Origin of the sequence: Magnetofaba australis IT-1 (assembly GCF_002109495.1) — a bacterium.
GTDB classification, from domain to species: Bacteria; Pseudomonadota; Magnetococcia; order Magnetococcales; family Magnetococcaceae; genus Magnetofaba; species Magnetofaba australis.
In genome coordinates this window covers 1,307,329-1,332,845 of the sequence record NZ_LVJN01000020.1, presented here as the reverse complement: position 1 = coordinate 1,332,845, position 25,517 = coordinate 1,307,329, and the positions used below count along the sequence as shown (strand labels likewise).

The following is a 25,517-nucleotide window of genomic DNA, read 5'->3' as shown; positions in this document are numbered from 1 at the left end:
GAGGTAACGAACTTTTAAAGCCACTTGCCTGAGCTCGCGCTTGTCGACAGAGTCACAAGGCGATGCAGGATGGCTGACGTCACAACATCCTTCCGACGTTCTAAGGACCGGCTTGGGAGGCCGGTGAGCCCGTTAGAGTCCGGCGAATATAGTAGAATCGCCGTCTTCTTGCAAGGGCTTTTTTCGGGTGGGGTGAATTTTTCTGACCCCACCCGAAAAAGGCGGTGAAATCTATGTAACTTAGTGGGAAGCGAGCTCCGCTTTTTCTTCTTCAGAGGGCGCGTCATAGGCGGCAAAGCCCTCACGCGCGCGCCCGGTGCCTGCGGGCACCAGACGGCCCACAATCACGTTCTCCTTGAGACCGTTGAGCGTATCGGTGCGGCCGGAGATGGCCGCCTCGGTGAGAACGCGGGTGGTCTCCTGGAACGAGGCCGCAGAGATGAACGACGGCGTAGAGAGCGATGCTTTGGTGATGCCCAGCAGCAACGGCGTACAGGTCGCCGGACGGCCGCCGCGCTTCTCGGTCTTGAGGTTCTGACGGTCGAAATCGACCCGCTCAACCTGCTCGCCCACCACGAAGGTGGTGTCGCCCGGATCCATGATCATCACCTTCTGCAGCATCTGACGCACGATTACTTCAATGTGCTTGTCGTTGATGCGCACGCCTTGCAGGCGATAGACCTCTTGGATCTCATTGACCATGAATTTGCACAGCTCCTCCAGGCCCAGCACCTTGAGGATATCCTGCGGCACTGGCGAGCCCTCCATGAGCGGTTCGCCGCGGCGCACATAGTCGCCTTCGTTGACTGCCAAGTGCTTGCCTTTGGGCAGCAGATACTCCATGCCATCGCCGGATTCCGGCGTAACGATAACGCGCCGCTTACCCTTGAGGTCTTTGCCGAAGGAGACCACGCCATCGTTCTCGGCGATGATGGCGAACTCCTTGGGCTTACGCGCTTCGAACAGTTCGACCACGCGCGGCAGACCCCCGGTGATGTCGCGGTTCTTGGAGGATTGACGCAGCACCTTGGCGATGATGTCGCCGGCCTGCACCTCTTCACCCTCCTTGACCACGATCACCGCGCCCACCGGCAGGAAGTAACGGCTGAACGAGCCGTTGGGCAGGGTCATGGTTTCACCGGACTCGGTATCCTTGAGGGTCACCCGCGGACGCATGTCGCTCTTGCGGCCCTGGCTCTTCCACTCGATCACCTCACGGCTGGTCAAACCGGTGGTCTCGTCCACGGTTTCCCGCAGAGAGACGCCGTCAACCAGATCGCCATACTTCACCACACCGGCGATTTCGCTGATGATGGGCAGCGAGAACGGATCCCATTCGGCAAAGGTTTCGCCTTTGCCCACCTGCCCTTCATTGGGCGCGGCCAGACGCGCGCCGTAAGGCACCCGATAGCGCTCGCGCTCACGACCGCCTTCGATCTCGCCCTGGGCGTTGGCAATGGGCTCGTGCACCGAGACCTCACCGTTGCGGGTCAACACCACCTGCTTACCGTTGCGGTCCTCCACGGTAATCAGGTTGTGGTAGCGCAACACGCCGCCATGCACCGTCTCGTGGGAGGACTGCTCCACTGCACGGGAGGCGGTGCCGCCGATGTGGAAGGTGCGCATGGTCAGCTGGGTGCCGGGCTCGCCAATGGACTGGGCGGCGATAACGCCCACCGCTTCGCCAGTGGTCACCGGGGTGCCGCGGGCCAGGTCGCGACCATAGCACTTCACGCACACGCCGCGATGGGTCTCACAGGTGAGCGGCGAGCGGATTTTCACCTTATCCACGTTGGACTCTTCGATGCGATCGACGATGTCCTCGTCGATGATCTCCAGCCCCTTGGCGATCACCTCATGGGTGATGGGGTCGACGATATCCTCCACCGGGGTGCGTCCCAACAGGCGATCGCCCAGGGATTCCACCACATCGTTGCCTTCCACCAGCGCAGTGACGGTGATGCCCAGGTTGGTCCCACAATCCTCTTCGCGCACGATGCAGTCTTGCGCCACGTCCACCAGACGGCGGGTCAGATAACCCGAGTTGGCGGTCTTCAGTGCAGTGTCGGCCAGACCTTTACGCGCGCCGTGGGTGGAGATGAAGTACTGCAACACCGTCAAACCTTCGCGGAAGTTGGCGGTGATGGGCGCTTCAATGATCTCCCCGGAGGGTTTGGCCATCAGACCGCGCATACCGGCCAACTGGCGCATCTGCGCCGCCGAGCCCCGCGCCCCGGAGTTGGCCATCATGAAGATGGAGTTGAAGGAGAGCTGCTCCTTCTCATTTCCTTCGGAGTCGACCACCTTGTCCGAAGAGATGGTTTTCATCATCTCGTCGGCCACACGCTCGGTGCAGTGGGACCAGATGTCGACCACCTTGTTGTACTTCTCGCCTTCGGTGATGAGACCCTCGGCGTACTGGCGTTCGATCTCCTTCACCTTCTCCTGGGACTCCTCCACCATGGTGTACTTGGTGTCGGGGATCACCATATCATCCTTACCGAAGCTGATGCCGGCGCGGGCGGCGAAGCCAAAGCCCACTTTCATCAGACGGTCGGCGAAGATCACTGTGTCCTTGGTGCCCGCCACGCGGTAGACGAAGTCAATCAGCTTGGTGACCTCTTTTTTGGTCAGCAGCTTATTGATGGAGGAGAACTCGATCTTCGACGGCAGCACATCGGCCAACAGGATACGGCCCACGGTGGTCTTTTCCCGCTTACCGCGGAAGCGGCACTGAATCGAGGCGTGCAGATCCACAGCGCTGCTGTCGTAAGCTTGGCGGACCTCCAGAGGATTAGAGAAGATCATCCCCTCGCCCAACACGCCAATGCGCTCGGAGGTCATGTAGTACAGACCCAGAATGATGTCCTGGGTGGGCACGATGATGGGCTTGCCGTTGGCCGGCGAGAGGATGTTGTTGGTGGACATCATCAGCACGCGGGCTTCGATCTGCGCCTCAATGGACAGAGGCACGTGCACAGCCATCTGGTCGCCGTCGAAGTCGGCGTTGAACGCGGTGCAGACCAGCGGATGCAGCTGGATCGCCTTACCTTCGATCAGCTTCGGCTCAAACGCCTGGATGCCCAGACGGTGCAGCGTGGGGGCGCGGTTGAGCAGCACCGGGTGTTCGCGGATCACCTCTTCGAGGATATCCCACACCTCGCCGCGCTCCTTCTCCACCATGCGCTTGGCCGCCTTGATGGTGGTGGCCAGGCCGCGCTCTTCCAAGCGGTTGTAGATAAAGGGCTTGAACAGCTCCAGCGCCATCTTCTTAGGCAGGCCGCACTCGTGCAGCTTGAGCTCAGGACCCACCACGATCACGGAACGACCGGAGTAGTCAACACGTTTGCCCAGCAGGTTCAGACGGAAGCGACCCTGTTTCCCCTTGAGCATCTCGGAGAGGGACTTGAGCGGACGCTTATTGGTGCCCGTAATCACGCGACCACGACGACCATTATCAAACAGGGCGTCCACGGACTCCTGCAACATGCGCTTTTCGTTGCGGATGATGATGTCCGGCGCCTTGAGGTCATACAGACGCTTCAAGCGGTTGTTGCGGTTGATCACGCGGCGATAGAGATCGTTCAGGTCCGAGGTGGCGAAACGACCGCCATCCAGCGGCACCAGCGGACGCAACTCGGGCGGAATCACCGGCACCACTTCCAGAATCATCCATTCGGGCTTATTGCCGGAATCGAGGAACGCCTCCAGGGTGTGCAGACGCTTAACGATCTTCTTGCGACGCGCTTCGGAGGTGGTGGTGGCCAACTCTTCACGCAACGTCTCGACTTCCGACTCCATCTCCAGATTGGAGAGCATGTAGCGGATGGCTTCGGCGCCGATGCTGGCGGTGAACTCATCGCCATACTCGTCAAGCATCTGCTGATAGCGATCTTCGGTGAGCAACTCGCCGCGCTTAAGTGGGGTCAGGCCGCCATCCAGCACCACGAAGTTCTCGAAATAGAGAACGCGCTCCAGATCCTTCAGGGTCATATCCAGCAGCAGGCCGATGCGCGAGGGCAGCGACTTGAGGAACCAGATGTGCGCCACCGGAGAGGCCAGCTCGATGTGGCCCATGCGCTCACGGCGCACTTTCGACTGAATCACCTCGACGCCACACTTTTCGCACACCACGCCGCGGTGCTTGAGGCGCTTGTACTTACCGCACAGGCACTCGTAATCCTTCACCGGCCCGAAAATCTTGGCGCAGAACAGACCGTCGCGCTCGGGCTTGAAGGTGCGGTAGTTGATGGTTTCCGGCTTCTTGACTTCGCCAAACGACCAGGAGCGGATCTTCTCCGGCGAGGCGATGGAGATGCGAATTCCGTCGAAGTTTTGCCCCAGCAGGGGCTTGGAGAAGAGTTTGAACAGGCTCTCCTGAGCGGCCGCAGGGGTCTGGGGCTCGGAGTCCTGGGAATGTTCGGCGTTGGGATCGAGAATATTCATGCCGTTCTCCTCAAACGTGCGAAAGCGCTAAGGACAGATCACCAAGATGCGACCACCCGGCGCGCTGGTAGGCGCGCCGGGTGGATGGCGGGCTTACGCCGCGCCGTCGCGTTTCAAGGTGACGTCCAGGGCCAGCGATTGCAGCTCTTTGACCAACACGTTAAAGGACTCGGGAACCCCGGCCTCAAAGGTGTCGTCGCCCTTGACGATGGATTCGTAGATCTTGGTGCGGCCCGCCACGTCGTCCGACTTCACGGTGAGCATCTCCTGCAAGGTGTAGGCGGCGCCGTAAGCTTCCAGCGCCCACACCTCCATCTCACCAAAGCGCTGACCGCCGAACTGCGCCTTACCGCCCAGCGGCTGCTGAGTCACCAGGGAGTAGGGACCGATGGAGCGGGCATGGATCTTGTCGTCCACCAGGTGGTGCAGTTTGAGCATGTAGATGATGCCCACGGTCACCGGACGGTCGAAGTAGTCGCCGGTGCGGCCATCGATCAGACGCACCTGACCGGACTCCGGCAGACCCGCCATACGCAGCCAGGAAGCGATCTCAGTCTCACCGGCGCCGTCGAACACCGGCGTGGCGGTGGGAACGCCCTTTTTCAGCTCCTTGGACATCTCCACCAACTGCTCGTCGGACAGCGCCGCCACCTCTTTGGACTCAAACGGCCCGTCGTAGATCTCGGTGAAGGCTTTGCGCAACTCGCTTTGATGACCAGCGCGATAGGCTTCCAACGCTTTCTGGATTTTCACCCCCATGCCGCGCGCGGCCCAACCCAAGTGGGTCTCCAGGATCTGACCCACGTTCATGCGCGATGGCACGCCCAGCGGGTTGAGGACGATATCCACAGCAGTGCCGTCCTCCAGATAGGGCATATCCTCAATGGGATTGATCTTGGAGATCACGCCCTTGTTGCCGTGACGACCAGCCATTTTGTCGCCAGGCTGCAGCTTGCGTTTGACGGCGATGTAAACCTTCACCATCTTCAGCACGCCCGGGGGCAGATCGTCGCCGCGTTCGAGCTTTTCGACCTTGGAGTCGAAACGCTTCTGCAGACGCTCGGCGGCCTTGTCGATGTGGCCGCGAATGGTCTCGATCTGCTGGGTGATGGCGTCATCTTCCAGGATCACGTCCCACAGATGGCTGGACGGGGTCTTGTCCAACCACGCCTGGGAGATCGCATCGCCAGCGGACAGGCCCGGCGCGCTACGCACAGGTTTGCCCACCAACAGGGCGCGAATGCGCTCGTCGGCGTCACGCTCAATGATGCGCCGCTCGGCGATCATATCCTTGCGCAACGAAGCGATCTCATCCTGATCGATCAATTTGGCGCGATCATCCTTCTCCAGACCACGACGGGAGAAGACGCGCACATCCACCACGGTGCCGGAGACGCCAGGCGGCAGACGCAGCGAGGTGTCGCGCACGTCGGAGGCCTTCTCGCCAAAGATGGCCCGCAGCAGTTTCTCTTCCGGAGTAAGCTGGGTTTCGCCCTTGGGGGTCACCTTACCCACCAGGATGTCGCCCGCCTTCACTTCCGCGCCCACATAGATGATGCCGGATTCGTCGAGGTTGCGCAGGGCGTCCTCGCCGACGTTGGGCATATCGCGGGTGATCTCTTCGGCGCCCAGTTTGGTGTCGCGCGCCATCACTTCGAACTCATCGATGTGAATCGAGGTGAAGACGTCTTCCGCCACCAGGCGCTCGGAGATGAGGATGGAGTCCTCGAAGTTGTATCCATTCCAGGGCATAAACGCGACCAGCACGTTGCGGCCCAGGGCCAGCTCGCCGATCTGGGTGGAGGGGCCGTCGGCGAGGATGTCGCCCGCCTTCACCGGATCGCCCTGCTTGACCAGCGGCACCTGGTTGATACAGGTGTTCTGGTTGGAGCGGGAGAACTTGGTCAGGTTGAAGATATCCACGCCCGGCTCGGTGGCGGCGGCGTCTTCCGCCGCCTTCACCACAATACGCCCGGCGTCGACTTCGTCGATGACGCCATCACGACGGGCGGTGATGGTCACCCCCGAGTCCTTGGCCACGGAGACTTCCATCCCGGTGCCCACCAACGGCGCGTCGGTTTTGATCAACGGCACCGCCTGGCGCTGCATGTTGGAGCCCATCAGAGCACGGTTGGCGTCGTCGTTCTCCAGGAACGGAATCAACGAGGCGGCCACGGAGACGATCTGCTTGGGCGAGACGTCCATGAAGTCCAGCTTCTCCGGCGCGGAGACAGTGAACTCCAGCTTGTGGCGGCACTGCACCAGTTCGCTGACAAAACCGCCCTCTTCATTCAACTCGGCGTTGGCCTGGGCGATGACATACCCCTCCTCCTCGATGGCGGAGAGATATTCGCTCTGATCGACGACCTTGCCGTCCTCCACTTTACGGTACGGGCTCTCAATGAAGCCGAACTCGTTGATGCGCGCATAGGTGGAGAGCGAGTTGATCAGACCGATGTTGGGACCTTCCGGGGTCTCAATGGGACAGATGCGGCCATAGTGAGTCGGGTGCACGTCGCGCACTTCGAAGCCCGCGCGCTCGCGTGTCATACCGCCGGGGCCCAGAGCCGAGAGACGCCGCTTGTGGGTGATCTCCGACAGCGGGTTGGTCTGGTCCATGAACTGCGAAAGCTGCGAGGAGCCGAAGAACTCACGAATCACCGCCGAGAACGGCTTGGAGTTCATGATGTCATGGGGCATCAACTGGTCGGCTTCAGAGGAGGACATGCGCTCGCGAATGGCGCGCTCCATACGCACCAGACCGATGCGCACCTGGTTCTCCAACAGCTCGCCGACGGAACGCACCCGGCGGTTGCCCAGGTGGTCGATATCGTCGATCTTGCCGTGACCATCCTTGAGTTTGAGCAGGATGTCCACCACGCCGAGAATGTCCTCCTTGCGCAGCACGCGCACGGTCAGGTCACAATCGACGTTCAGACGCTTGTTCATCTTCAAGCGCCCCACCGCCGACAGATCGTAGCGGTCGAGGTTGAAGAAGAGGTTGTTGAACAGGTTCTTGGCCGCATCCAGGGTGGGCGGCTCGCCCGGGCGCATCATGCGATAGATATCGATGAGGGCCTCTTCCTGATTGCGGTTCTTATCCACCGCCAGGGTGTTGCGCAGGTAGGGCCCGACGCTCACGCCATCGATGAACAGGGTCTCGATCTCATTGATCTGCTGCTCTTCGAACCACGCCAGCATATCCTCGGTGATCTCGGCGCCCGCCTCCACCACCACTTCGCCCTGACCATCCACCATATTCTTGGAGATGGAGCGGCCCAGAATCTCTTCAATGGGAATCTGCATCCAGTCGAGATTCAGCTCGCGCAATTTCTTCACCGCGCGGGCGGTGACCTTGCGCTTCGCTTTGACGATCTCTTCACCGGTGGTGGGATCGACAATGGCGTAGTTCAGACGCGCGCCCATCAGGGCTTCGGGATCCAGCTTCTTCTCCCACAGTAGACCATTCTTGCGGAAAGTCTCAGTGGCGTAGAAGGTGTTGAGGATCTCTTCCCCATCCATGCCCAGCGAGCGCAACAGCGTCGTCACCGGCAGTTTGCGGCGACGGTCGATGCGGGCGTAGACCAGATCCTTGGGGTCGAACTCAAAGTCGAGCCAGGAGCCGCGATAGGGAATCACGCGGGCCGAGAACAGCAGCTTGCCCGAACTATGGGTCTTGCCGCGATCATGGTCAAAGAAGACGCCCGGCGAGCGGTGCATCTGCGAGACGATAACGCGCTCGGTGCCATTGATGATGAAGGTGCCGGTATCGGTCATCAGGGGCATTTCGCCCAGATAGACGTCCTGCTCCTTCACTTCACGCACGGTCTTTGCGCCAGTGTCCTCATTCTCGTCCCACAGGGCCAGACGGAAGGTCACTTTCAGGGGCGCAGAGAAGGTCATGCCCCGTTGCAGACACTCATCCACATCGTACTTCGGCTCGCCCAAGGCGTAGTCGACGTAATCGATGCTCACGGCTCCGGCGTAGTCGTAAATCGGGAAGACGGACAGAAAAACGCCGTGCAGACCGGAGTCTTTCATCTCCGAGACGTCCTTGCCGGTTTGCAAAAACCGCTCAAAGGACTGCTTCTGTACGGCAATCAGGTTGGGAATGTCGATGATGGTCGGGATGCGGCCAAAGCTTTTGCGAAGGCGCTTCTTCTCCGTGAAACTCAGAGCCATCGGATCTCCTCTGTCGCCGGGATGGTGGAGTCGGCGGTGTCAAGGCGCGCGGACGAGGACCGCAACTACGGACCTCGCGAACGACATTCGCGGCGCCAACGGGGCGCGACAACGGTAATGACATAACAAATGCATGACGGGTTGGGGGCATGCATCGCCCCAACCCGTGACTTCAGCCCTACGCGAAATAGCGCAGGCGCATCGACAAATTGTCGTTGCGATTACTTCAGCTCGACTTTGGCGCCAGCCTTCTCGAGCTCTTCCTTCATCTTGTCGGCTTCGTCCTTGGACACGCCCTCTTTCACCGGCTTGGGAGCGCCTTCAACCAGATCCTTGGCTTCTTTCAGGCCCAGACCGGTGATGGCGCGAACCGCTTTGATGACCTGGATCTTCTGGGCGCCGGCGTCGGCCAGAACCACGTCGAATTCGGTCTTCTCTTCGGCGGCGGCGCCACCGGCGTCAGCGCCGGGAGCGGCGGCCACGGCCACAGCGGCGGGAGCGGCGGCGGAGACGCCGAATTTGTCTTCCAGCACTTTGACCAGCTCGGACAGTTCCAGCACGGTCATGTTTTCAATAGCGGAAACCAGCTCTTCTTGGGAGATGCCCATGTTCTAAACTCCTTGATGTTCGTTACGTGTGCGGCAAGCCGCGAAGCGTTTGTGTTTGGTGAAAGCAGACCCAGGCTTACGCCTCGGCGCCTTCCTTCTGCTGCCGAATCTGATCCAGAGCGCGGACGAAGCCGCTGGGGATCGCGTTGAGGACCGTCGCAAAGCCGCGGATCGGACCATTCATCACGCCCAGCAGTTGCGCCACGAGGACCTCTTTGGGCGGCAGTTTGGCCAGCCGTTCAATACCGGCCGGGTCAATCCGCTCACCATCGAGAACCCCGCCCAGGATCTCCAATTTCTTGTGATCCTTGGCGAACTCTGAAAACACTTTGGCCGGAGCAACCGGATCCGAGCAGGTGGCGATGCTGGTGGGGCCAACGAGGAACTCATTGAGATTCTCGATGCCCGCTTCGCTGGCGGCGCGACGAGCCAAGGTGTTCTTGACCACGCGCAACTCAGCGCCCGCATCGCGCATCTTCACGCGCAATTCGGTCATTTCGGCCACCGACAAGCCCCGGTAGTGGGCGACCAAGGCCACCGACGACTGGGAGAAGGTCTCTTTCACCTCCTCGATGACACTGCTCTTTTCAGCTTTATTCACGTACGCTACCTCCTTTTGGCGATAGGCGGAAATGCGTCCAATGCCAAAGGGAGCCTTCACAAGGAGTTGCTCTCAATCTTGGCGTCTCGGCAGGCGTTGGAGCCATTAAGGTCGGATCGCTTCCGACCACCTGCTGTCTTGGACGAGAAACCCATCTGCGCCAGCGAAGCTGAGGGACGCTGGCGGAAACGGGGTCAACACAAAATCGCTTACTCGGCGCCGATGGTGGTCAGATCCACCTTCACGCCAGGACCCATGGTGGAGCTGACGCAGCAGCGCTTCATATAGGTCCCTTTCACCGCGCTGGGCTTCATCTTGCGCAGCTGCTCAACCAGAGCGGTGACGTTCTCTTGCAGATCTTCCGCAGAGAACGAGGCCTTGCCCACGCCAGCGTGGACAATACCGTTCTTTTCGACGCGGAAGGCGACTTGACCGGCTTTGATGTCAGTCACAGCCTTGCTGACGTCAAAGGTCACGGTGCCCAACTTGGGGTTGGGCATCAAGCCACGGGGGCCCAGAACCTTACCCAGACGACCCACGATACCCATCACGTCAGGGGTGGCGACCACGCGGTCGAAGTCCATGAAGCCCTCTTGAATCTTCTCCATCAGGTCTTCAGCGCCGACGATATCGGCGCCAGCGGCTTCGGCTTCAGCGGCTTTTTCGCCTTTGGCGAACACCGCCACGCGCACCACTTTACCGGTGCCCTTGGGCAGGGAAACGGAACCGCGCACCATCTGGTCAGCGTGACGGGGATCCACGCCGAGATTAACCGCCAATTCGACGGTCTCGTCGAATTTGGCGGTGGCGCACTCCTTGACCAGAGCCACGGCTTCGCTCAGGGAGTAGTCTTTATTCCGGTCGATTTTTTCATTATTGGCGCGCAGGCGCTTACCAAGTTTGGCCATGTTCATCCCTCCCCTTAAACAACCGTGTAGCCCATGGAGCGGGCGGAACCGGCAATGATCTTCTTAGCCGCCTCAATGTCGTTGGCGTTCAGGTCGACCATTTTCGCCTTGGCGATCTCTTCGACCTGAGCCCAGGTCACTTTGGCGATGTCGGGGGATTTGCCCGGCTCGCTGGAGCCCTTGTCCTTCTTGGCCGCTTTCTTCAGGAAGTAGGAAGCAGGCGGGGTCTTCATCTCGAAGGAGAAGGTGCGGTCCGCATACACGGTGATAACCACCGGCACGGGGCTGTTAGGCTCCATCTGCTGGGTTTTCGCGTTGAAGGCCTTGCAGAATTCCATGATGTTCAGACCGTGCTGACCCAAAGCCGGACCCACAGGAGGGCTGGGTTTGGCGGCGCCGGCCGGAACCTGCAGCTTGATATACGCAGTGATTTTTTTTGCCATGATTGTCACTCATCGGCGGTGCAAACGGTCTCCCTCCCGCCGGAGGCATCCGCGAAACGTCATAACCGACGTTTCGCCCTGATGAACCGCGCGAAATATCAGCGCGGGAAAACACAAACCCGCTCTCAAACCAGGGCGGCTTAGAGCTTCTCCACCTGCACAAAATCCAACTCCACAGGAGTGGCGCGGCCAAAGATGGAGACAGAGACCTTCAAACGGGTCTTGTCTTCGTCCACCTCTTCCACCACGCCATTGAAGGAGACAAACGGGCCGTCGATGACGCGCACATTCTCGCCCACGGCGAAGGTGACCTTCGGCTTGGGCTTCTCCATCCCGTCTTCCACTTGGCGCAGAATCTTGTCCACTTCGCTGTCGGTCAGCGCTTGCGGACGGCCGCCGCCGCCAAGAAAACCGGTCACTTTGGGCACATCTTTGACCATGTGCCAGGTTTCGTCATTCATCTCCATCTTCACCAGCACATAGCCAGGGAAGAATTTCCGTTCAGAGGTCACCTTGGCGCCTTTGCGCAATTCGACGACCTCTTCGGAAGGCACCAGAATCTCATCAAACAGATCGGATTTACCCGCCAAACGCACCTTCTCTTCGAGGGTGCTTTTGACCTTTTTTTCAAAGCCGGAATAGGCGTGAATGACATACCACTTTTTGGCCATGAAACTCTCCTGGGGTCTTATTGGCCCGCGTCGTATTTCAGGCGCATTGCCGCGTGTCGTTAACCGATGACCAGTTGGACCAGGGAGGCCAAAATGGTGTCCACCAGCCACAGGAACAGAGACATCACCACAGTCATGCCAAACACCACGATGGTGGTTTGGGTGGTGTCTTTGCGGCTCGGCCAGACCACCTTTTTGATTTCGGACTGAACGTCCGTCAGGTAGGACTGGAACTGGGAAACGCGTTCCATCATAGCGAAAGCCTTATCCGCGCATTTACAAGGTGGTTCGGCGCACGCGCCGCGCTCCCTTGCGGAAGCGCGGCGGTGTGAAGGCGTATGGCAGGACAGGAGGGACTCGAACCCCCAACCGCCGGTTTTGGAGACCGATGCTCTACCAATTGAGCTACTGTCCTATCGGGGCTGCTTTACGCAAACCACGATTTCACTTGATTTTGCCTTCTTTGTGAACGGTGTGCTTGCCGCAGAACTTGCAGAACTTCTTCAGCGACATCTTTTCAGGATGGTTCCGCTTGTTCTTGTCGGTGGTGTAATTGCGACGCTTGCACTCTTCACAAGCCAAGCTGATGAGCTCGCGCATTTCAGACTCCAGACTACAGGGTGCGCGCCGTAGCACGCCCACAAATCGAAAAGTATTGAAAAACCAACGGCGCCCAGCATCTGCTGGACGCCCTTGGGATGGTGCTCAATCGTCGGTAAGCGGGCGTCGCTTACTCGATGACTTCAGCGACGACGCCAGCGCCGACGGTGCGGCCGCCTTCGCGGATGGCAAAGCGCAGACCCTGCTCCATGGCGATGGGGCCGATCAGTTCAACTTCCAACGTCACATTATCGCCGGGCATCACCATCTCGGTGCCCTCGGGCAGCTTCAGGGTGCCGGTGACGTCGGTGGTGCGGAAGTAGAACTGCGGACGGTAGTTGCTGAAGAACGGGGTGTGACGACCGCCCTCTTCCTTGTTCAGGATGTAGCACTCCGCCTTGAACTTGGTGTGCGGGGTGATCGAGCCCGGCTTCGCCAGAACCTGACCGCGCTGCACGTCTTCACGCTTGGTGCCGCGCAGCAGCACGCCCACGTTGTCGCCAGCCTGCCCCTGATCCAGCAGCTTGCGGAACATCTCAACGCCGGTGCAGGTGGTGGTCTGGGTGTCGCGCAGACCCACGATCTCAATGGATTCGCCAACCTTGATGATGCCGCGCTCAACACGACCGGTCACCACGGTGCCGCGGCCGGAGATGGTGAACACGTCTTCGATGGGCATCAGGAACGACTTGTCCAGCGGACGCTCAGGCTCAGGGATGTAGGCATCCACTTCCGCCATCAGCTTGTTGATCGCCTGGATGCCGATCTCGCTGTCTTCGCCTTCCAGGGCTTTCAGAGCCGAGCCCTGCACCACCGGAATGTCGTCGCCGGGGAATTCGTAATCGGAGAGGAGTTCACGAATCTCCATCTCCACCAGCTCCAGCAGCTCGGGGTCGTCGACCTGATCGACTTTGTTCATGAACACCACCAGGGCGGGCACGCCAACCTGACGCGCCAGCAGGATGTGCTCACGGGTCTGCGGCATGGGGCCGTCGGCCGCGCTCACCACCAGAATCGCGCCATCCATCTGCGCCGCGCCGGTGATCATGTTCTTGATGTAGTCCGCGTGACCCGGGCAGTCCACGTGGGCGTAGTGACGATTCTCAGTCTCATACTCCACGTGGGCGGTGGAGATGGTGATGCCGCGCTCACGCTCTTCCGGCGCGCCGTCAATCTCGTCATAGGCCTTGAATTCCGCGCGACCCGCATCCGCCATGGTCTTGGTGATGGCGGCGGTCAACGTGGTCTTACCATGGTCAACGTGGCCGATGGTGCCGACGTTTACGTGCGGTTTGTTGCGTTCAAACTTTTCCTTGGCCATGCCGTTCTCTCCAAGATCAGTTCATTCCAGCGCCAGGCGAAAACCCTATGCGCAGATCGTACGTGATTTAAAGAATGGAGCCCACGACCGGGATTGAACCGGTGACCTCTTCCTTACCAAGGAAGTGCTCTACCCCTGAGCTACGTGGGCGGAATACCAAAATCTATGACTGGGCGTTACCCCTGCCCCGCCAAAACTGGAGCGGGTGAGGGGAATCGAACCCCCGTGATCAGCTTGGAAGGCTGACGTTCTACCATTAAACTACACCCGCGTCACGGTTTCTGACGTCTGTGTGCTTAAATTTTCTTCCGCATGATTCTTAAAAATGGTGGAGGGGGAAGGATTCGAACCTTCGAAGGCTGAGCCGGCAGATTTACAGTCTGCTCCCTTTGACCACTCGGGAACCCCTCCACATTTTCAAGAGACGCAATTGATAAACCTATCGCGCTTTTAAGTCAACGGCATTTTTGCGAAGCCGTCATTTTTTTCCCAACTGTGAGTCATGCAATCTATTTTTTACACTTCTCCAAAATGCTCACGATCCCCTGCGCCAAAGAGCTGGAGGCGTTGACGTAGTTATGCCGCACATTGCCCTTGAAGCGCGCCGAGTCCCCCTCCTCCAGCACTTTGGCCTCGCCGGAGATCTCCAGCACCACTTCGCCCTTGAGAATATGCAGATACTCTTCACTGCCTGGCGGGTGCGGTCGGCCCTCATAGCGCGCTCCAGGTTGGAGGGTGAAGATCTGTTGCGAAAAGCGATGATCGTTGGGCGGAGAGATGGTCAACGCGCGATAGAGCCCATCTTGCGATTCGGTCCAGCGCATCTGCTCGCTATCCACCAATTGAATCCGCTCGTGATCCGTCACCACCAGCTCATCGATGGAGACGCCCAGCGCCTTGGCGATTTTATAGACCACCGCCAATGAGGGGTTGGCGTCATCCTTCTCCACCGTCGCCAAGGTGGCGCGGGGAATATTGGCTAGGTCAGCCAAATTTTGTTGAGTGAGTTTTCGCGACGCGCGAATTGCGCGAATTCGCGTGCCCGCAAGATTGTTGACCACACGAACCTCCCGTCAGCCCGAATGTTGCTACACAAACAAAAATGATGATATGTCACTTTTGTCGGACGTGTACAGGATTTGTTCTCATCCGCATTGCGCTTTATGCCGGGGCGTCCTGGACAAAGCCCTGGCGCAGTTGAATCGCTTCGGACAGATGCCCCACACTGACGTTGTCGGCTCCATCCAGGTCCGCCACCGTGCGCGCGACCCGGAGAATACGATGGAAGCCGCGCGCCGAAAAGCCCAATTTGCGGCTCGCCAGCGCCAACAGATCGCGCCCGGCACCATCCAGCGCCACAGACGCATCCAGTTGCGAGCCGCTCAGATGCGCATTGAGAATTGCGCCGCCTTGGCGCGCCTGTTGTCGAACCCGCGCAGCGGTGACGCGAGCGCGCACCGTTGCGCTGGGTTCGCCGCTGGGCAGTCCCGCCAAGGTCTCGAACGGCACTGCAGGGGCTTGAACGTGAAGATCGATGCGATCCAGCAGCGGGCCGGAGAGTTTACTGCGATAGCGTTCCACCTGTGGCGCGGAGCAGACGCACGCCTTCTGGCCATCTCCCAGATAACCGCATGGACAGGGGTTGCAGGCCGCCACCAACTGAAAGCGAGCGGGGAAGCGCACCGAACGCGCCGCGCGGGAGACGGTGACGTCGCCGGACTCCAACGGCTCGCGCAACACCTCCAAGGCGTTGCGATTGAACTCCGGGATCTCGTCCAGAAACAGCACTCCACGGTGGGCCAGACTCACTTCGCCAGGCTTGGGCACGCCGCCCCCGCCGACAAGCGCCACCTGCGAAGCGGTATGGTGCGGCGAACGAAACGGCCGCGCGCGAACCAGAGGGCGCTCGCGAGTCAAGCGTCCGGCGACCGAGTAGACGGCGGTGACATCCAGCGACTCCTCAATAGAGAGCGCTGGCAAGATACCGGGCAGACAGCGCGCCAGCAGGGTTTTCCCCGAGCCTGGCGGCCCGGTCATGATCAGATTATGGCCGCCCGCCGCACAGATCTCCAAGGCGCGTTTGGCGCTCTCCTGGCCTTTGACCTCGATGAGGTCCACCACCCCCTCTTGTTGCGTGGGGTCCAGATCCAGATCGATGGGCGGATGCGGCGTCAGCGTGTCATCGCCGCGCAGATGCGCCACCACCTCCATCAGCGTTTGTGCGCCGATGGCGCGCACGCCCTCGGCCAACGCGCTCTCCGGCGCATTGCTGGCGGGGATGATCACCTCTTCACAGCCCAACTCCCGCGCCAGCAACGCCGCTGGCAGACAGCCATTGGCTGGCTTGACGCGCCCATCCAGGGCCAACTCGCCGACGATGATGCGCCCACTCAGGGCCGGCATGGGGATGACGTCCATGGCCGCCAAGAGTCCCAGCGCCATGGGCAGATCGTAGCCGCTGCCCACTTTGGGCAGATCCGCCGGGGCCAGATTGATGGTCACGCGTTTGGCGGGCACTTGAAAGCCGGAGTTGGCCAGAGCGGCGCGCACCCGATCCTTGGCCTCGCGCACGGCGGTCTCCGGCATGCCGACGATGCTCAAAGTCGGCAGACCGCTGGCCAGATCGACTTCGACCTCCACTGCTCTGGCCCGCACCCCCTCCAGGGCGATGGTGTTGACCCGCGCCAGCATCCGCTCACCCCCCCAAGGCGCCGCGGGCGGGAACCGCCCAGCTTTTGCTCACCAGAAGATAGCGCGCCATGGTCACGCGAAAGCGCCCCAACAGGTCGCTCACCAGCCGGTCATTCTCTTCAATCTTTTTCTGCATCGCCGGATCGGGAATATGGATGGCGCCATTCTCCAGGAAACCATATTCGCCAAAGTGGTCGATCAACCACCCCAACTGCTGGGCGCGTTGACGCTGCATCTCGGCGCGAATATCCAGCAAATCGCCGACGGTATCGTAGAGCGGCTCCCGCGCGATGGCGAAGCGCTCGGTCAACTCTTTGGCCTCGGCCTCGCTGCCAGTAACCTGCTGCGCCTGCTCGCGGAACAGGGTCAACTCCTCATCGCGCCACGGGCCGCGCACCAGCTTGGCGTTCTGCTCGGCGCGCGCCGCAGTGTCTTGCACCACATCGCGGTAGCGCTTCAGCGCATCGCTATCGGAGCCGCGCAACGGCGGCGGTGCCTGCAACTCCTTAGGCTCCAGAGCCGCCATCAGGGCATCAACCCGTTGGGGAAAGGCGTCCAGATAGGGCCGAATGCCGCTTACGGTCTGACGATCCGCATCATTGAGCACATAGTAGCGCGGCGTCCCCGCGGCCGTCGCCACCTGGTCGGGCTTGAAAAACGCCTCTTCCATATTCAGGAAGAAGAACCACGCCCAACCGAAGGTGAGCGCCAGCGGCAGGAACAGGCGTGGGTTCTTGCCCCATCGCGCCAACCCCAACGCCACGATAGCGCCGATGGCGGTCCACTTGAAATAGTCCAGAAACAGGTGCGGCAAACCGTCCCACGAGCCGGCATAGATGCGCTCGATAAAGACGTTGAAGGTGATCAGCGTGGCGCTGACGATGAAGGCCATGTAGAGCTTGGGCTTCATGTCGCGCAGTATGCGGGGCGTTTCGGCCATGATGCATCCCGTATTGACGTGGCGGTGGGAAAGGATCAAACCATAAAGGAAACGCCCGCCCGGCGCAAAGCCGCTCACGCGCCCGCCCACAGGATTCCGCCCATGGAAACCGCACTGCTGATCCTCATCACGTTTCTGGCCGCTGGCGTCATCAAGGGCGCCACCGGCATGGGGTTGCCGATTTTCTCGTTGGCGATTCTGGCGCTGCGCATGCCCATGGAGAGCGCCATGGCCATCATCGCCCTCCCCTCGCTGGTGACCAATCTGTGGCAGGCGCTGGCGGGCGGCTATCTGCGCACACTATTACGCAAACTTTGGCCTTTCCTGACGCTGGCGATGATCATGACCTGGCTGGCTATCGCCGCGCGCGGGGCCATCGACAGCGCCCTACTGCTGCGCCTGTTAGGCGTTCTTCTGTGCGTGCATGCGCTGATCACCCTCACCGCGCCCCACTGGCGCGTGGCCGAACGCTACATCCCCTGGTTGAATCCGCTGATGGGCGCGCTCACCGGCGCCGCCACCGGGCTGGCCGGAGCGGCGATCTTCCCCAGCGCGCCCTACCTGCAAGCGATGGGGTTGGGCAAGGAGGCGTTCGTGCAAGCGTTGGCGCTGCTGTTCGGACTGCTGGCCATCGTCATGGGTGCGGCGCTCACCGCCCACAACTATATGGGGCGGGAGTTGGCGATTCTCTCCGTGTGGGCAGTGCCGCCTGCGTTGATCGGCTTGGCGCTGGGCGGGAAGATTCGCGCGCGCCTGTCGGAACAGCGATTCCGGCAGGCGGTGTTGGGCATGCTGCTGATTCTGGGCGCCAACTTGCTGCTCAGAAGCGCCTAGAGGCTTGCCTCCCCTCACCTAGTTCACCTGCTGACAATAGGGAAATCTCTCCTCAGGCATGGGATTTGGCGGCGCTTTCATCTCCTCCGGCGGCACGGTGGTTTTGGAGTACTGCGCCAGCAGATAGACGATGTATGGATTGCGGAAAAGACGCGCCATAGCAAGGGCCGTTGCATCGCCAAATTTTACCCGAGTCACCCCTTCTATAGACTGACAAAAGGGATCCCGAACCCACTTGTGCATAACGGCCCAATACAGAGGGTCTTCAAGCTGCTGCTGATCCGGGTTTGCTCCATGCGCCAGCAACAGCCGCGTCATCTCAACCTGATGCGTAAAAATTGCAGCATACAGAGGCGTTATTTTCACTCTGCTTGTGGAGCGTTGCCCTGCGCTGACTTCGTTAGGATCCGCACCGTGAGCCAGCAACATTTCTGCAATAGGAAGATTCCCAGACACAACCGCCAAAATCAGAGGGGGGAGAAACCCATGACCACGCTCGGCAGGAAGGTCTGTACGCGCTCCATAGCGGAGCAAAGTCTCGACGACCAATTGATGCCCGGATCGCACGGCTCTTTTTAAAGGGGTTTGAGGATTCTCCAGGTCCCGGCTTGGGGTATTTGGATTGGCGCCAGTTTCTAATAACGCTTTCACAATTTCAACGTGACCTGCCTGCGATGCCCAGTCCAAAGCGGTCACGCCGCGCGAAGAGAGGGTGCTCACTTTGGCGCCATTGGCGAGCAACAGCTTAACCATCGTCAACTGATCTCTTTGCGCAGCCCACATCAGAGGCGTTTTGCCAAAGGGGTCTTCGGATTCCAAACCCGCGCCCTGCGCCAAAAAATTCCTCACGGCCTGCTCATGACCAAAACGCACGGCATGATGCAAACTGCCCTTCTCCCAGGCCGCTCCTGTTGTTTCGGTTCAGATGGAAAATGACAAACCAATCGTTCATAATGTAGAGATATTGAGCGGAGGTTTGTATGGAACGGAAGAAGCGGAGATTTACGGCTGAGCAGAAGGTAGGCTATGTGCGCCGTCACCTGGTCGAGAAGGTGGTTCTCTCGGATCTGTGCGACGAGGCGGGCATTCAGCCCAGCCAGTACTATCGCTGGCAAAAGGCTTTGTTTGAGAACGGCGAAGCGGCCTTGTCTGACAAACGCGGCCAAAAGGCTTGTGACCGACAGATTGCCGAACTAGAAGCGAAGTTGGCAACCAAAAATGAAGTTATGTCCGAGCTTCTTGAGGCGCATGTTGCGCTAAAAAAAAGTCTTGGGGTGAGCTGAACGGCTGCTGGGTGGAGCCGGACATACGGGATTCGGTGGTGGATTTCGTGGCGTTTTGGTCAGACAAGAGCGAAATCGACACGAGCCGAATTATCAACTGGATAGGCGTGCAAAGGGGCAAGTTCTATTCATGGCGCAAGCGCTATGGAATGGTTAACGACCACAATGGCCGTATTCCCCGAGATTTTTGGCTGGACGATTGGGAAAGGGAAGCGATTGTCGCCTTTTTCCATGAACATCCGTCAGAGGGCTATCGGCGCCTGACCTACATGATGCTGGATGCAGGCGTGGTGGCGGTCAGCCCCTCTTCAGTGCTGCGTGTGCTCAGAACTGCCGGGCTGATGCGTCGTTGGAGCCCACCGCCCTCGCAGAAGGGCACAGGGTTCAAACAGCCTTCGGAACCGCATAAACACTGGCATGTGGACATCTCCTATCTGAATATCCAGGGGACGTTCTACTATCTGTGCAGTGTCCTGGATGGATGTAGCAGGTTTATCCTCCACTGGGAGATTCGTGAGTCGATGAAGGAAGATGAGGTTGAAGTGGTCCTGCTCCGAGCTCAGGAGGCCTATCCGGAAGCTAAGCCGCGGCTGATCTCAGACAATGGGCCGCAGTTCGTTGCCAACGATTTTAAGGCGTTCATCCGGGAATCCGGCATGACGCATGTGAGGACTTCGCCTTACTATCCGCAGAGCAACGGAAAGCTGGAGCGTTTTCACGGTAGTTTGAAGCGTGAGTGCATTCGGCCTCAGACGCCATTATCGCTGGAAGATGCCCAACGGGTTGTGGGAAAGTACGTCGAGCATTACAACACCCGGCGGCTCCATAGCGCCATCGACTACGTCACCCCACAGGATCGCCTGGAAGGGCGGCATGTGCAGATCCTGGCCGAACGAGATGAAAAGCTTGAGGCGGCCAGAGAACGGCGTCGGACGACGCACCAAAAGCAGTCTTTTCAGCCATCCCAAAAAATGGCTGAAAAGGCGAACAGCTAACTGATATTTTGGTTTAGACGGTTGTCATGTTTCCGCTGAACCAGCACACTGTGGCCTTGACGTTGAATCGTGTCTCATCATATTCAACATCGCCAATGCGATGCCTTTTATACTCAGAGCGTATGCGCTCTATTCGCTCCCGATCCAGTTCGGTTATGACATGGCAAATATCTTGATACGGGTAATCGGGCAAAGAGACCACCGCAGCATTATATCGATTAGCAAATGCGTCCAAAGCGTCGTGATATTCTCCTATCGCCCCGCCGAAAACCACGCATCCTCTTGACTCTCTCAGCGCCACCAACCCTGTTCTGCGAGCGTGTTCATTACAGATCACATTCCCTATCCCACCGCTATTGGAGTAGCCTCGCCCAATGGAATAGAGACCATACTCCCCCCTCTTCCCAGCCAATACCGCTAACGATTGCGCATCCATCTCTCTCAAGCTCTGCACAGCCTCACTGAGCGGGATTCTGGAAATCGAATCCATCGCTTGTTGCAAAACCGGCAAGCGCGAAGCGTTCTCAACTTTCTCATCAGCTTGAAGAGGACAAGAAACAATTAATATGAATAAGTATTGTAATACAAAGAGTCACAGAGATGACCTCATCTACGCATCCATATGCTGGTCAGTTAAAAATGAATAAAAATTTCGACGGTGAACATGGGAGCTCGAGGGCTGCGCCCTCGAGCTCCCAACAGCCAAACCGTGGGCTCCGCCCACACCCGCTTAAGGGGCGAAGCCCCTTAAGAATCCCGCCTCCGGCTGGCCGGAGGCCAATAGTCAGCGCCAGCGCGCGCTTGGTCACGCACACATTTTCACTTTTTTACTTCACCTGATACACCAGCACCCGCTCTTCGAGCATGTCCTTCATGGCGTACTTCACCCCCTCACGGCCCAACCCGGAATCCTTCACGCCGCCATAGGGCATGTTGTCCACACGGAAGCTGGGCACGTCATTATGAATCACCCCGCCCACCTCCAGCACATCCAACGCCCGCATCACCGTGTTGAAATCCTGGGTGAACACGCCGCACTGCAAACCGAATTTGGAGTCGTTGACCATCTGGAACGCCTCCTCCATGGAGGCCACCGGGGTCAAGGTCACCACCGGGCCGAACGCCTCTTCGGTGTTGACGCGACAGGAGGGATCCACCTCTTCGAGAATGGTGGCGGTCATATTGTTGCCCTGCCCGCCACGGGCCACGGTGTTGCCGGAGACCAACTCCGCGCCCTGCTCCAGCGCCTCTTTGACCCACGTTTGCAGCCGTTCGCGGTTGGCGCTGTCGATGATGGGCCCCAGCGTGGTGTTCTCATCCAGCGGATCGCCGGATTTGAGCGCCTCGGCGGCCTTCTTGAAACGGGCGCGGAACTCGCCCATCACATCCTGATGCACGAAGATGCGCTGCACCGAGATGCACACCTGGCCACACTGATAGAACGCCCCCAACACCGCGCGGGAGATCAGCCAATCCCAATCGGTAACGCTGTTGTCGATGATCAATCCGGCGTTGCCGCCCAGCTCCAGAACCACTTTTTTGGTGCCGGCGGAGGCTTTCATCTTCCAACCCACCTCCGGCGAGCCGGTGAAGGAGAGCAGCTTGATGCGCTCATCCTCCACCAACATCTGACCCGCCGCACGGTTGCACGGCAGCACCGAGAACGCCCCCTTGGGCCAGCCGGATTTCTCAATCAGTTCGGCCATCATCAGCGCCGTAACCGGAGTCATGGAGGCGGGCTTGAGCACCACTGGACAGCCCACAGCCATGGCCGGGGCGATCTTATGGGCGGCCAGATTCATGGGGAAGTTGAACGGCGCAATGGCGGAGACCACCCCCACCGGGTAGTGACGCACGATGCAGCGCCGACCGGCGCCCATGGCGTTGATTCCCAGGTCGTAGGCTTCGCCATACACACGGGTGGCCTCGCCTACGGCGACATCGAAGGTGGCGGCGGTGCGCGCCACTTCCAGACGGGATTCGGCCAGGGTTTTGCCGTTCTCCTGACTCAGCGCTACGGCGAACTCTTCGGCGCGTTTGCGCAACCCGTCACGCACGTAAGACAGGGCCTCGGCGCGTTGATAGGGCTCCATGCGCCGCGTCTCTTCCAGCGAGGCGACAGCGGCGTCCAGGGCGCGATCGATCTCATTGGGGCCGCACTGGGCCACCTGCTCGACCACGGAACCGTCGTATGGGTTGTGCACGTCCAGGGTTTTGCCGGTATCGATCCACTCTCCGGCCAGGTAGGCTTTCCTCATGGTTCGCTCCTTACATCGCGTTCATCCGACGCGCGAACCTCTTCGGGATGAGGTCACGCACGCCAGATCAAGCCAGCACAATTCTGGACAGGTGGCAAAGTCGGACATTTATGGCCGGCTTTGCCGGGGTCTGGGGGCCGCTGCCCCCAGCGGGTCGAGGGCGGCGCCCTCGTGGGTCCAGGGCAACGCCCTGGCCGGGTTTGGGCCGGAGGCCCAATATCTTTTCTCTTCCACAATGACCAGGAAGATTGCGCAACCTCACTCCTCGTCGCCCACCTGCTCTTTGAGCGCCGCCTCCAACTGGGACACGCGCTTCTCCATCGCATCCAATTGCATGCGGGCGTTGCCGAGCATGCGCTGGGCGACGTCGAATTCATCCCGGGTCACCAGGTCGAAGTGTTCGATCCCTTCGCGCACCACTTCGCGCACTTTGCGGATCGCCTCTTCACGGGTCTGCCCGGCCATTTCCGCCACCCCCAGCAGATTCTGGGTGATGCGGTCGATGATGTTGTTGTCCAGTTGCATGGATGCTCTCCGTGATGGTCGACCTGCGCGCACGCTGCGCGCGGGGGATATAAAACGCAAAAGCCAGTCAGGCGGTGGCCGGACTGGCTTGAACGCACGTGTTCAGTACGCGGTCTCGGCCCTGCGATTGTACGCGGTCAAGCCAAGCGATTCAAATGTGTGCGATTCCCAGGCCGCGCCGCGCGGCCCGGACTCAGGCGAGTTGTTCCGCCTGCAGCATGGCCGCATCGACGAAATCGAGCCCGGCGCGACCCAGGAAGTAGCCGTTGCAGAACGCCTGCCCGCCGTTGAGTTCGGTCAACCGCGCCAAAGCCTCGGCGCCGCCCAGCTTGCCATCCAGGCGATCGCGCCACACCTGCGCCACCTCGCCCATATGCTGACTCTGAGGCGACAGGCGCACGATATCAATGCCGCCATCGGCCAGTTGATCAGCCTGTTCAATGACATTGAACAGGCGGTCGGACATGGTCTGAATGCCGTTGATGGTGAGGAAGGGCTTGGCCTCCTGGGTGCGCATCACCATGCCGTCAGGATACTCGCCGCACTTGTACTGACAGTTGCTCTTGGGCAGGTTGAACGCCCGCGAGGTGTAGCAACGCGCCGAAAAGGTGAGCGGCAACTTGCCATAGGCGAACAGTTCACACTCCGGCTTCTGCGTCGCCCCGGAGATGATGCCGCGCACGTCGTCAAAACAGAGCTCCACCGGGAACACCACCCGCTGCGAGCCTACTGAGGCGATAAAATCCATCGTCTCTGGATTGTAGGTGGTCACATGGGGCCCGGCCACGCTGGGGGCGCCATCCAGCACCGAGTAGGCGGCCATATCGTTGGCTTCCACCTTGAGACCCAGATCGGCGGCGATGGCGACGATGCGGCGCATATCGTCCAGCTCCGCCTCGCTCATCACCAGCCCCATGGTGGAGAAGACGATCTCCTTGCCCGAGGCTTTCAGCTCTTCGGCCAACTTGCCCATCTCGTCGGGGCTGAGATTGAAGCGTTTGGAGCAGACCACCTCGCCGATATAGAGGATGTCGGCGGGGGTGTCGAACGCCATGCGCTTGTAGAAATCCTGGAACCCCTTTTTGCCCCAGTCAAACAGAACCGGTCCGATGGAGAGACGCATTACGACCACTGCTCCTGATAAACGCCCAACGTGTGGGTCTTGCCTTCCGAGGTTTGATTCAAGGTGCGCAGCCACGCCCCTTTGGCGCGGAAGCGCTCGGGGTTGGCGTAGTAGGCGTCCACCGCCTGACGCATGGTTTTGGTCACCGTGGCCACATAGGATTTGGTGCGCTGGCGCCCTTCGATCTTGAGGCTGCAGGCGCCCGCTTCGATCACCTCCGGCAGCATCTCCATGATGTTCAGGGAGCTGGGCTCCTCCATCACATGGTAGACGTGATCGTTGGCCTCAAAGCGCCCTTTGCAGATGGTGGGATAAGCCGCCTCTTCGCCCTCGTCGTACTCGGCGATGAGCACTTCGTTCAAGCGGGTCTGCAGCTTCGGCCCCTGGTTTTCAAATTTGACGTGGCGCGCCGGCGAGCAGACCCCCTCGATATTGGGCGAAGCGCCAGTCACATAGGAGGAGAGATAGCAGCGCCCTTCGGCCATCACGCACAGACCGCCATAGGCGAACACCTCCAGCTCCACGTCGGTGTGCTCCTTGAGGTGTTTGATCTCCGGCACGGTGAGTACGCGGGGTAGCACCACACGGGTGATGTTGAAGTGCTTCTTGTAGAAATTGATCGCCTCGTAGTTGCTGGCCGAGGCCTGCACCGAGAGGTGCAGATGCAGATCGGGGTAGCGGTCGGCGGCGTATTTGAGCAGCGCCAGATTGGCCATAATGATGGCGTCGGCGCCCAGCTCATGGGCCAGATCCACGGTGCGATACCACTCGCTCGGGTCGTTGACCTGCGGGTAGGTGTTGAGCACCACATTGACCTTGGCGCCGCGCTTGTGCGCGTACTCAATGCCCTGCGCGGCCTCTTCGTCGCTGAAGTTCAGCCCTTCGAAGTTGCGTGCGTTGGTGGCGTTGCGAAAGCCCAGATAGACCGCATCGGCGCCGTTGTCCACCGCTGCGCGCAGCGAGGGCAGATTGCCGGCCGGCGCGAGAACCTCCACTTTTTTCATGGGTCGCGTCATCCGTCGGTAGGAGAGAGTGTCAGCGGGTTTGATGGTTGGAGCGCAACGCGGATAAAAGGTTCAACGGCGCAG

General features: G+C 59.9%; 21 protein-coding genes and 4 tRNA genes. 3 read left to right on the top strand and 22 right to left on the bottom strand.

All coding sequences use genetic code 11. The annotated features are described in order from the left end of the window. Positions 1–240: 240 nt before the first annotated feature. From rpoC to MAIT1_RS21915, 17 genes are all read right to left on the bottom strand, one after another. Positions 241–4,446 (bottom strand): DNA-directed RNA polymerase subunit beta', encoded by a 4,206-nt coding sequence (rpoC, locus tag MAIT1_RS17995; protein ID WP_085445249.1) that lies wholly within the window; start codon positions 4,444–4,446, stop codon positions 241–243. Positions 4,447–4,539: 93 nt separating this feature from the next. Continuing rightward, positions 4,540–8,628, bottom strand: a complete 4,089-nt coding sequence (gene rpoB / locus MAIT1_RS17990) for a DNA-directed RNA polymerase subunit beta (RefSeq protein ID WP_085445247.1) — start codon at positions 8,626–8,628, stop codon at positions 4,540–4,542. Positions 8,629–8,849: 221 nt separating this feature from the next. Continuing rightward, positions 8,850–9,236, bottom strand: a complete 387-nt coding sequence (gene rplL / locus MAIT1_RS17985) for a 50S ribosomal protein L7/L12 (RefSeq protein WP_085445221.1) — start codon at positions 9,234–9,236, stop codon at positions 8,850–8,852. A gap of 76 nt (positions 9,237–9,312) precedes the next feature. Beyond that, positions 9,313–9,837 carry a 50S ribosomal protein L10 gene (gene rplJ, locus MAIT1_RS17980; RefSeq protein WP_085446211.1) on the bottom strand — a complete coding sequence of 175 codons (525 nt, stop codon included), beginning with the start codon at positions 9,835–9,837 and terminating at the stop codon, positions 9,313–9,315. A gap of 209 nt (positions 9,838–10,046) precedes the next feature. Continuing rightward, positions 10,047–10,745, bottom strand: coding sequence for a 50S ribosomal protein L1 (gene rplA / locus MAIT1_RS17975; protein WP_085446210.1), 699 nt, complete (start codon positions 10,743–10,745; stop codon positions 10,047–10,049). Between the two features lie 14 nt (positions 10,746–10,759). Then, positions 10,760–11,188: a 50S ribosomal protein L11 gene (gene rplK, locus MAIT1_RS17970; protein WP_085445188.1), complete on the bottom strand. Its 429-nt coding sequence runs from the start codon at positions 11,186–11,188 to the stop codon at positions 10,760–10,762. 140 nt (positions 11,189–11,328) lie between these two features. Next, positions 11,329–11,859, bottom strand: coding sequence for a transcription termination/antitermination protein NusG (nusG, locus tag MAIT1_RS17965; protein WP_085445145.1), 531 nt, complete (start codon positions 11,857–11,859; stop codon positions 11,329–11,331). A gap of 59 nt (positions 11,860–11,918) precedes the next feature. Further along, on the bottom strand, positions 11,919–12,113 hold the full coding sequence (gene secE / locus MAIT1_RS17960) for a preprotein translocase subunit SecE (protein WP_241893502.1): 195 nt from the start codon (positions 12,111–12,113) through the stop codon (positions 11,919–11,921). Between the two features lie 85 nt (positions 12,114–12,198). Next, positions 12,199–12,274, bottom strand: a tRNA-Trp gene (locus MAIT1_RS17955). 29 nt (positions 12,275–12,303) lie between these two features. Beyond that, positions 12,304–12,459: a 50S ribosomal protein L33 gene (gene rpmG / locus MAIT1_RS17950; RefSeq protein WP_085445105.1), complete on the bottom strand. Its 156-nt coding sequence runs from the start codon at positions 12,457–12,459 to the stop codon at positions 12,304–12,306. Between the two features lie 130 nt (positions 12,460–12,589). Beyond that, positions 12,590–13,780, bottom strand: coding sequence for an elongation factor Tu (gene tuf, locus MAIT1_RS17945; protein ID WP_085445103.1), 1,191 nt, complete (start codon positions 13,778–13,780; stop codon positions 12,590–12,592). Between the two features lie 75 nt (positions 13,781–13,855). Continuing rightward, positions 13,856–13,930: transfer RNA gene (locus MAIT1_RS17940), tRNA-Thr, on the bottom strand. A gap of 47 nt (positions 13,931–13,977) precedes the next feature. After that, positions 13,978–14,051, bottom strand: a tRNA-Gly gene (locus tag MAIT1_RS17935). Positions 14,052–14,106: 55 nt separating this feature from the next. Further along, positions 14,107–14,191 (bottom strand) — tRNA-Tyr (locus MAIT1_RS17930). Between the two features lie 98 nt (positions 14,192–14,289). After that, on the bottom strand, positions 14,290–14,841 hold the full coding sequence (locus MAIT1_RS17925) for a helix-turn-helix transcriptional regulator (protein WP_085445070.1): 552 nt from the start codon (positions 14,839–14,841) through the stop codon (positions 14,290–14,292). 100 nt (positions 14,842–14,941) lie between these two features. Further along, positions 14,942–16,471: a YifB family Mg chelatase-like AAA ATPase gene (locus tag MAIT1_RS17920; protein ID WP_085445019.1), complete on the bottom strand. Its 1,530-nt coding sequence runs from the start codon at positions 16,469–16,471 to the stop codon at positions 14,942–14,944. Positions 16,472–16,475: 4 nt separating this feature from the next. Further along, positions 16,476–17,411: a hypothetical protein gene (locus MAIT1_RS21915; RefSeq protein ID WP_158089602.1), complete on the bottom strand. Its 936-nt coding sequence runs from the start codon at positions 17,409–17,411 to the stop codon at positions 16,476–16,478. 102 nt (positions 17,412–17,513) lie between these two features. Here MAIT1_RS21915 and MAIT1_RS21910 point away from each other — a divergent pair, with 102 nt between their 5' ends. Then, positions 17,514–18,245, top strand: coding sequence for a sulfite exporter TauE/SafE family protein (locus MAIT1_RS21910; protein ID WP_158089601.1), 732 nt, complete (start codon positions 17,514–17,516; stop codon positions 18,243–18,245). Between the two features lie 18 nt (positions 18,246–18,263). Here the strand turns inward: MAIT1_RS21910 and MAIT1_RS17910 are convergent, their stop codons facing one another. After that, entirely contained in the window at positions 18,264–19,130 is an 867-nt protein-coding gene (locus MAIT1_RS17910; RefSeq protein ID WP_085444992.1) for an ankyrin repeat domain-containing protein, read from the bottom strand. A gap of 95 nt (positions 19,131–19,225) precedes the next feature. On the opposite strand from MAIT1_RS17910, the gene MAIT1_RS17905 reads away from it, so the two are divergent. Together MAIT1_RS17905 and MAIT1_RS17900 are read left to right on the top strand one after the other, a co-directional pair. Further along, on the top strand, positions 19,226–19,528 hold the full coding sequence (locus MAIT1_RS17905; RefSeq protein WP_085440078.1) for a transposase: 303 nt from the start codon (positions 19,226–19,228) through the stop codon (positions 19,526–19,528). 11 nt (positions 19,529–19,539) lie between these two features. Continuing rightward, a complete protein-coding gene (locus MAIT1_RS17900) occupies positions 19,540–20,523 on the top strand; it encodes an IS3 family transposase (RefSeq protein WP_198947840.1) in 984 nt (327 codons plus the stop codon). Between the two features lie 827 nt (positions 20,524–21,350). Here the strand turns inward: MAIT1_RS17900 and MAIT1_RS17890 are convergent. The 4 genes from MAIT1_RS17890 to ubiU form a co-directional block, all read right to left on the bottom strand. Then, complete coding sequence (locus tag MAIT1_RS17890; RefSeq protein WP_085444970.1) at positions 21,351–22,781, bottom strand: aldehyde dehydrogenase family protein; 1,431 nt, start codon at positions 22,779–22,781, stop codon at positions 21,351–21,353. Between the two features lie 258 nt (positions 22,782–23,039). Next, on the bottom strand, positions 23,040–23,306 hold the full coding sequence (locus MAIT1_RS17885; RefSeq protein WP_085444969.1) for an accessory factor UbiK family protein: 267 nt from the start codon (positions 23,304–23,306) through the stop codon (positions 23,040–23,042). Between the two features lie 193 nt (positions 23,307–23,499). Beyond that, entirely contained in the window at positions 23,500–24,429 is a 930-nt protein-coding gene (locus MAIT1_RS17880; RefSeq protein ID WP_085444968.1) for a U32 family peptidase, read from the bottom strand. Further along, positions 24,429–25,424: a ubiquinone anaerobic biosynthesis protein UbiU gene (gene ubiU / locus MAIT1_RS17875; protein ID WP_414673650.1), complete on the bottom strand. Its 996-nt coding sequence runs from the start codon at positions 25,422–25,424 to the stop codon at positions 24,429–24,431. The genes MAIT1_RS17880 and ubiU overlap by 1 nt, the downstream gene beginning before the upstream one ends. Positions 25,425–25,517 lie beyond the last annotated feature (93 nt).

Excerpts from the sequence above, each read along its gene's own strand:
- rpoC (WP_085445249.1), bottom strand. The coding sequence starts at position 4,446 with ATGAATATTCTCGATCCCAACGCCGAACATTCCCAGGACTCCGAGCCC.
- rpoB (WP_085445247.1), bottom strand. The coding sequence starts at position 8,628 with ATGGCTCTGAGTTTCACGGAGAAGAAGCGCCTTCGCAAAAGCTTTGGC.
- rplL (WP_085445221.1), bottom strand. The coding sequence starts at position 9,236 with ATGGGCATCTCCCAAGAAGAGCTGGTTTCCGCTATTGAAAACATGACC.
- rplA (WP_085446210.1), bottom strand. The coding sequence starts at position 10,745 with ATGGCCAAACTTGGTAAGCGCCTGCGCGCCAATAATGAAAAAATCGAC.
- rplK (WP_085445188.1), bottom strand. The coding sequence starts at position 11,188 with ATGGCAAAAAAAATCACTGCGTATATCAAGCTGCAGGTTCCGGCCGGC.
- nusG (WP_085445145.1), bottom strand. The coding sequence starts at position 11,859 with ATGGCCAAAAAGTGGTATGTCATTCACGCCTATTCCGGCTTTGAAAAA.
- secE (WP_241893502.1), bottom strand. The coding sequence starts at position 12,113 with ATGATGGAACGCGTTTCCCAGTTCCAGTCCTACCTGACGGACGTTCAG.
- rpmG (WP_085445105.1), bottom strand. The coding sequence starts at position 12,459 with ATGCGCGAGCTCATCAGCTTGGCTTGTGAAGAGTGCAAGCGTCGCAAT.
- tuf (WP_085445103.1), bottom strand. The coding sequence starts at position 13,780 with ATGGCCAAGGAAAAGTTTGAACGCAACAAACCGCACGTAAACGTCGGC.
- MAIT1_RS17920 (WP_085445019.1), bottom strand. The coding sequence starts at position 16,471 with ATGCTGGCGCGGGTCAACACCATCGCCCTGGAGGGGGTGCGGGCCAGA.
- MAIT1_RS21915 (WP_158089602.1), bottom strand. The coding sequence starts at position 17,411 with ATGGCCGAAACGCCCCGCATACTGCGCGACATGAAGCCCAAGCTCTAC.
- MAIT1_RS21910 (WP_158089601.1), top strand. The coding sequence starts at position 17,514 with ATGGAAACCGCACTGCTGATCCTCATCACGTTTCTGGCCGCTGGCGTC.
- MAIT1_RS17905 (WP_085440078.1), top strand. The coding sequence starts at position 19,226 with ATGGAACGGAAGAAGCGGAGATTTACGGCTGAGCAGAAGGTAGGCTAT.
- MAIT1_RS17890 (WP_085444970.1), bottom strand. The coding sequence starts at position 22,781 with ATGAGGAAAGCCTACCTGGCCGGAGAGTGGATCGATACCGGCAAAACC.
- MAIT1_RS17885 (WP_085444969.1), bottom strand. The coding sequence starts at position 23,306 with ATGCAACTGGACAACAACATCATCGACCGCATCACCCAGAATCTGCTG.
- MAIT1_RS17880 (WP_085444968.1), bottom strand. The coding sequence starts at position 24,429 with ATGCGTCTCTCCATCGGACCGGTTCTGTTTGACTGGGGCAAAAAGGGG.